The 5,554-nt window shown below is 71.6% G+C and carries 7 protein-coding genes; 1 reads left to right on the top strand and 6 read right to left on the bottom strand.

Going from position 1 to position 5,554, the window contains the following annotated elements; genetic code table 11:
* Positions 1–21: 21 nt before the first annotated feature.
* Genes FNH04_RS40395 through FNH04_RS40405 form a run of 3 tightly spaced genes read right to left on the bottom strand, consistent with a single transcriptional unit; the run spans position 22 to position 2,109 of the window.
* Entirely contained in the window at positions 22–927 is a 906-nt protein-coding gene (locus FNH04_RS40395) for an NAD kinase (RefSeq protein ID WP_152791162.1), read from the bottom strand.
* Complete coding sequence (locus FNH04_RS40400; protein WP_322725274.1) at positions 924–1,739, bottom strand: TlyA family RNA methyltransferase; 816 nt, start codon at positions 1,737–1,739, stop codon at positions 924–926. Before FNH04_RS40400 ends, FNH04_RS40395 begins: the two co-directional genes overlap by 4 nt.
* A gap of 7 nt (positions 1,740–1,746) precedes the next feature.
* Positions 1,747–2,109: a hypothetical protein gene (locus FNH04_RS40405; RefSeq protein WP_152791164.1), complete on the bottom strand. Its 363-nt coding sequence runs from the start codon at positions 2,107–2,109 to the stop codon at positions 1,747–1,749.
* Positions 2,110–2,151: 42 nt separating this feature from the next.
* Here FNH04_RS40405 and FNH04_RS40410 point away from each other — a divergent pair, with 42 nt between their 5' ends.
* Positions 2,152–2,499, top strand: a complete 348-nt coding sequence (locus FNH04_RS40410; protein WP_152791166.1) for a sterol-binding protein — start codon at positions 2,152–2,154, stop codon at positions 2,497–2,499.
* Here FNH04_RS40410 and FNH04_RS40415 read toward each other — a convergent pair.
* From FNH04_RS40415 to FNH04_RS40425, 3 genes are read right to left on the bottom strand one after another with little or no spacing between them, the layout of a single operon-like run.
* Positions 2,483–3,376, bottom strand: coding sequence for an ABC transporter ATP-binding protein (locus FNH04_RS40415; RefSeq protein ID WP_152791168.1), 894 nt, complete (start codon positions 3,374–3,376; stop codon positions 2,483–2,485). The genes FNH04_RS40410 and FNH04_RS40415 overlap by 17 nt on opposite strands.
* Positions 3,373–4,467: a FecCD family ABC transporter permease gene (locus FNH04_RS40420; protein ID WP_152791169.1), complete on the bottom strand. Its 1,095-nt coding sequence runs from the start codon at positions 4,465–4,467 to the stop codon at positions 3,373–3,375. The genes FNH04_RS40415 and FNH04_RS40420 overlap by 4 nt, the downstream gene beginning before the upstream one ends.
* A 5-nt stretch (positions 4,468–4,472) precedes the next feature.
* Positions 4,473–5,516 (bottom strand): FecCD family ABC transporter permease, encoded by a 1,044-nt coding sequence (locus FNH04_RS40425; protein ID WP_322725278.1) that lies wholly within the window; start codon positions 5,514–5,516, stop codon positions 4,473–4,475.
* Positions 5,517–5,554 lie beyond the last annotated feature (38 nt).

A 5,554-nucleotide genomic window follows, 5' to 3' on the forward strand; every position in this document is an offset into this window, starting at 1 on the left:
TAAGAGACAGCGGCGAAACCGCTAGTGCGGCGCCCCCCGCCACCCGGAAACGGGCAGCGCGAACTTCGCCACCAGCCGATCGGTGAACGAAGCGTGATGCAGCCGGGCGAGCCGCACCGGCACAGCCCCCCGTCGCACCTCGACCCGCGCCCCCGGCGGCAACTCCACGGTCCGCCGCCCGTCGCACCACAGCACGCCCGGCGGAATATGCGGCAGCACCTCCACCGCGAGCACGGAGTCCGGCGACGTCACCAACGGCTTGGCGAACAGCGCGTGCGCGCTGATCGGCACCATCAGCAGCGCCTCGACCTCCGGCCACACCACAGGCCCGCCCGCCGAGAACGCATAGGCCGTAGACCCGGTCGGCGTGGACAGCACGATCCCGTCGCAGCCGAATCCCGTCACCGGCCGCCCGTCGATCTCCAGGACGACCTCAAGGAGCTTCTCGGCCCCCGCCTTCTGCACGGCCGCCTCGTTGAGCGCCCAGTCGGTGTGCACGATGTCCCCGTTGCGGTGCACGACGACATCGACGGTCATGCGCTCCTCGACCTCGTACGCCCGGGTCACCACCCGGTCGACGACCTTGTCGAGGTCGTCGCGCTCGGCCTCGGCGAGGAAGCCGACGCTGCCGAGGTTGACGCCGAGCATCGGCACCCCGGAGGCCCTCGCGAACTCGGCGCCGCGCAGCAGCGTCCCGTCGCCGCCGAGCACGATCAGCAGCTCGCACCCCTCAAGGCACTGCGGGGTGGCCTCCCGGACCAGCTCGACCTCGCTCGGCAGCGGCAGGTCGCGTGCCTCGTACTCCAGGACGCGTACGCCGATGCCCGACCTCAGCAGTCCCTTGACCACGAGTTCGGCGCTGCGGATGGCGGCCGGCCGCCCGGTGTGGGCGAGCAGGAAAACAGTACGAGCTCGGTTCTGTGTCAACGCGGCCCCTCCGCCACTGCACGGTCAACGTCGGCCGGATCCAGCGCGGGTGCCCCGGCTCGCAGCCACAGAAAGTATTCGACATTGCCCGACGGTCCGGGCAGCGGGCTGGCCGTCACGCCCCGCACTCCGAGTCCCGACTCCCCCGCCTTCCTGCCCACTTCGCGCACGGCCTCGGCGCGCAGCTCCGGGCTGCGTACGACTCCACCACTCCCCAGCCGTTCCTTCCCCACCTCGAACTGCGGCTTGACCATCATCACCAGATCGGCGTCCGGTTTCGCGCACCGCACCAGGGCGGGCAGCACCAGGCCGAGCGGGATGAAGGACAGATCCCCCACGACAAGATCCACAGGCTCCCCATCGATCGCTTCGAGCGTCAGATCGCGTACGTTCGTACGGTCCTTGACGGTGACGCGTTCATCGCTCTGGAGAGACCACGCGAGTTGTCCGTAGCCGACGTCGACGGCGACGACGTGCGCGGCGCCCGCCCGGAGCAGTACGTCGGTGAAGCCGCCGGTGGACGCGCCGGCGTCCAGCGCCCGCCGCCCCTCCACCGCCAGCCCCAGCGGCACGAAGGCCTTCAGGGCGCCGGCGAGCTTGTGGCCGCCGCGCGAGACGTAGTCGGGATCGCTGTCGTCCTGGGCGACCACGATCGCGGCGGCGGTCTCGACCTGGGTGGCGGGTTTGGTCGCGACGGTCCTGCCCACGGAGACGCGTCCTGCGGCGATCAGCTGGCCGGCGTGCTCCCGCGAGCGCGCGAGCTTCCGGCGCACCAGCTCGGCGTCGAGACGACGGCGTGCCACTCCTGCCACGTTCGGTTCAGCTCCTGTGTTGGTACGAAGGTCGGTACGAGGGTGAGGGCGCCGGAGGTCCCGGGCGGGCGTCGAGCGCGGTGAGCGCGTCACGCAGCCCCCTGTGTACATCCTCGTACACCTCGACGTGTCCGTCGGGGGCGAGGTGGTCGGTGTCCGCCAGGCGGTCGAGGGAGGCGTCGACGTCGGCGTTGCCGGTGGGTGTGCGGGGCACACCCAGGGGCGCCGGGGCGGCCGGGTCGTACTCCGGCTCGGGCTCGGCCCGGAACTCCGGCTCGGCCTGGAACCCGGGCCCGGGCCCGGCGGGAGACCCCGGCTCCGGCACCACCGCTTCCTGCGGCGGCCGGGCCTCGGGCACTGAGTCGCTCATGCCCAGACGCTACCGCGAAGCCCTGAGGTACCGTCGAGCGCTATGGCCTCGATAGAGGAGTGCCGCGGTGCACTCGACAAGCTCTCGGAGAATCTGGCGGGCGCCGACGGTGACGTACGCGGCGCGGCCGCCCTCGACCGTTCGCTGAGTTGCCGCATCACCGACCTGGACATCACTTTCGTCGGTCGTCTGAGGGGCGGCCGGATCGAGGTGCTGGACACGCTCCAGGGGCCGCCGCGGGAGCAGGCCGAGATACGGCTCGCCATGACCGGCGACGACCTGGTCGCGCTGGTCGACGGCGAGCTCCACTTCGCGAAGGCCTGGGGCTCCGGCCGGGTGCGCCTCGAGGCGGGCCTGCGTGACCTGCTGCGTCTCAGGAAGCTCCTGTAGCCGCCACCCGTGTCCGGGCCTTCCGTGCCGCCGGCACCACCAGCGGTGTCCCCGTCTCCGGGTCGTCGATGACCTGGCAGCGCAGCCCGAAGACCTCCTCGACCAGCTCGGCCGTGACGATGTCGGCGGGCGCCCCCTCGGCGATCACCTCGCCGGCGCGCAGAGCGATGAGGTGGGTCGCGTACCGGGCGGCGTGGTTGAGGTCGTGCAGCACCGCGACCAGCGTCCGCCCCTGCTCCTCGTGAAGCTCGGCGCACAGGTCGAGCACGTCGATCTGGTGCTGGATGTCGAGGTAGGTCGTCGGCTCGTCGAGCAGCAGCAGAGGCGTCTGCTGAGCGAGCGCCATGGCGATCCACACACGCTGCCGCTGACCGCCGGAGAGTTCGTCCACGTACCGCTCCGCGAGTTCGGCGACACCGGTCGACTCCATCGACTCCCGTACGACCCGCTCGTCCTCGGCCGACCACTGCCGCAGCAGCCCCTGGTGCGGGTACCGGCCGCGTCCCACCAGGTCGCCGACCGTGATCCCGTCGGGCGCGATCGACGACTGGGGCAGCAGTCCCAGCGTCCGCGCGACCTTCTTCGCGGGCATCGACTGGATGACAGAGCCGTCCAGCAGCACCCGCCCCCGGGACGGCTTCAGCATCCGCGAGAGGGCGCGCAGCAGCGTGGACTTGCCGCAGGCGTTGGGGCCGACGATCACCGTGAAGGAGTTGTCGGGTATCTCCACCGACAGCTGCTCGGCGATGACCCGCTGGTCGTAGGCGAGGGTGACGTTCTCGGCGGACAGGCGGTTCACAGTGCTCCTCGTGCTCCTCGTGCTTCTCGTACTCCTCGAGCTCTTGTCGTTGTTGCCGTCGGCCGGCGCGCCGCTCATATCCGTCCGGCCCTCCGCTCGGTGACCAGCAGCCACAGCAGATAGACGCCTCCGAGGACGCCGGTCACGACGCCCACGGGCAACTGGTCGGCGCCGAAGGCCCGCTGGGAGGCCAGGTCCGCGGTGATCAGCAGGGTCGCGCCCATGCACATGGAGGGCACGAGGTTCGGTCCCGGAGAGCGGGTCAGCCGCCGGGCGAGCTGGGGTGCCGTCAGCGCCACGAACCCGACCGGCCCCGCGGCCGCGGTCGCCCCGGCGGTGAGCAGCACGGCCGCCACCATCAGCAGCATCCGCAGGCGCTCCACGCGCACCCCGAGGGCGTACGACACGTCGTCGCCCATCTCCGTCATCCGCAGCCCGGGGGCGTTCACCAGAACCAGGGGTACGAGGGTGACGCACATCCAGGCCAGCGGCTCGACCTGGGACCAGTCACGGCCGTTGAGGGAGCCGGTCATCCACACGACCGCGCGGGCCGCGTCGACGAGGTCGGCCTTGGTGATCAGATAGCCGTTGACCGCGGTGACGATCGCGGCCACCCCGATGCCGACCAGCACCAGCCGGTACCCGTGCACGCCCCGCTTCCAGGCCAGCAGATAGATCCCCAGCCCGGTCGCGAGCCCGCCGGCGAGCGCCCCCGCGGTGACCTGACTCGCGGTGCCCGAGAACAGCACGATCACGACAAGCGCGCCCGCGGTCGAGCCCTGCGCGAGGCCGAGCACGTCCGGACTGCCCAGCGGATTGCGGGAGATGGACTGGAACAGCGCGCCCCCGAGCCCGAGCGCGGCACCGACCAGCAGTCCGACCAGGACGCGCGGCAGTCGCAGCTCGGTGACGATGAACTCCTGGCCCTGATTGCCCTCCCCCACCAGCGTTCTGAGGACATCGGCGGCCGGGATCGGGAAGTCACCCGTGCCGATCAGTACGACACTCGCGGTCAGCGCGGCGAGCAGCAACCCGGCCACGACGGTGAACCCCCGCACGTCCACGCGGACCGACAGCCCGCCCGGGGTCCGGACGGTACGGTTGCGCAGGGCGGGCCGACGGGCCCCCGACCCGGACGCCCCGGACCTGCGCGGGGCGGAATCGCTCATGACCTTCACAGCTGTGCCGTCCTCCGCCGCCGTACGAGAAAGATGAACACCGGCCCGCCGAGGACCGCGGTGACGATCCCCACCTGGAGCTCCGCCGGCCGTGCCACCATCCGCCCGAGGACATCGGCGCCGAGCAGCAGCACGGGCGACAGGAGCGTCGCGTACGGCAGGATCCAGCGCAGGTCCGGCCCGGTGAAGGACCGCACGACGTGCGGGATCATCAGCCCGACGAACACGATCGGCCCGCAGGCCGCGGTCGCCGCCCCGCACAGCACGGTGGCGGCGGCCATCGAGAGCGCGCGGGTGCGGGCCAGGTCGGCACCGAGCGCGCGGGCGGTGTCGTCACCCATCGCCACGGCGTTCAGCGGCCGGGCGAGGAACAGCGCCAGGACCATGCCCGCCCCGAGGAACGGCAGGACCTGCGTGATCGTCGAGTTCGTCGCCGAGGCCAGCGAACCGACCGTCCAGAAGCGCATCTTCCCGAGCGCGGCCTCGTCCAGGATCATCACGGCCTGCAGATAGCCGTAGAGAGCGGCGCTGATCGCGGTGCCCGCGAGCGCGAGCCGCACGGGCGTCGCCCCACGGCTGCCGCCGAGAAACCAGACGAGCGCCCCGACCGCGGCCGCGCCGAGGAACGCGAACCACACATAGCCGCTCAGCGAGGTGACGCCGAAGTACGTGATGGCGGTGACGACCGCGGCGGACGCGCCCGCGTTGATGCCGAGCAGTCCGGGGTCCGCCAGCGGATTGCGGGTCAGCGCCTGGAGCAGGGCACCGGACAAACCGAGCGCGGCCCCGGCGAGCAGCCCGAGCACGGTACGCGACAGCCGCTCGCCGACCACGACGTCGCCGTACGTCCCCGTGTCGTGGAACAGGCCGTGCCAGACCTGCCCCGTCGAGAGCTCTTTCGCACCGATGGCGATACTGGTCAGGGCGACGAGGACCAGGATCCCCAGGGAAACGAGGAGTCCCACGGTCCGTATCACCCGACGGTCAGGGGGCGTCGCGGCGGTCACCGCGCGCTGCTGGGGAGGGCTGTCGACGAACACCAAGTTAGGTTAGCCTACCCTCCCATGCGCCCTGAGCC

This window comes from Streptomyces phyllanthi (assembly GCF_009377205.1).
Lineage (GTDB): Bacteria > Actinomycetota > Actinomycetes > Streptomycetales > Streptomycetaceae > Streptomyces > Streptomyces phyllanthi.

Coding starts and splice junctions, on each gene's coding strand:
- FNH04_RS40405 (WP_152791164.1), bottom strand. CDS start 2,109: ATGAGCGACTCAGTGCCCGAGGCCCGGCCGCCGCAGGAAGCGGTGGTG.
- FNH04_RS40410 (WP_152791166.1), top strand. CDS start 2,152: ATGGCCTCGATAGAGGAGTGCCGCGGTGCACTCGACAAGCTCTCGGAG.
- FNH04_RS40415 (WP_152791168.1), bottom strand. CDS start 3,376: ATGAGCGGCGCGCCGGCCGACGGCAACAACGACAAGAGCTCGAGGAGT.
- FNH04_RS40420 (WP_152791169.1), bottom strand. CDS start 4,467: ATGAGCGATTCCGCCCCGCGCAGGTCCGGGGCGTCCGGGTCGGGGGCC.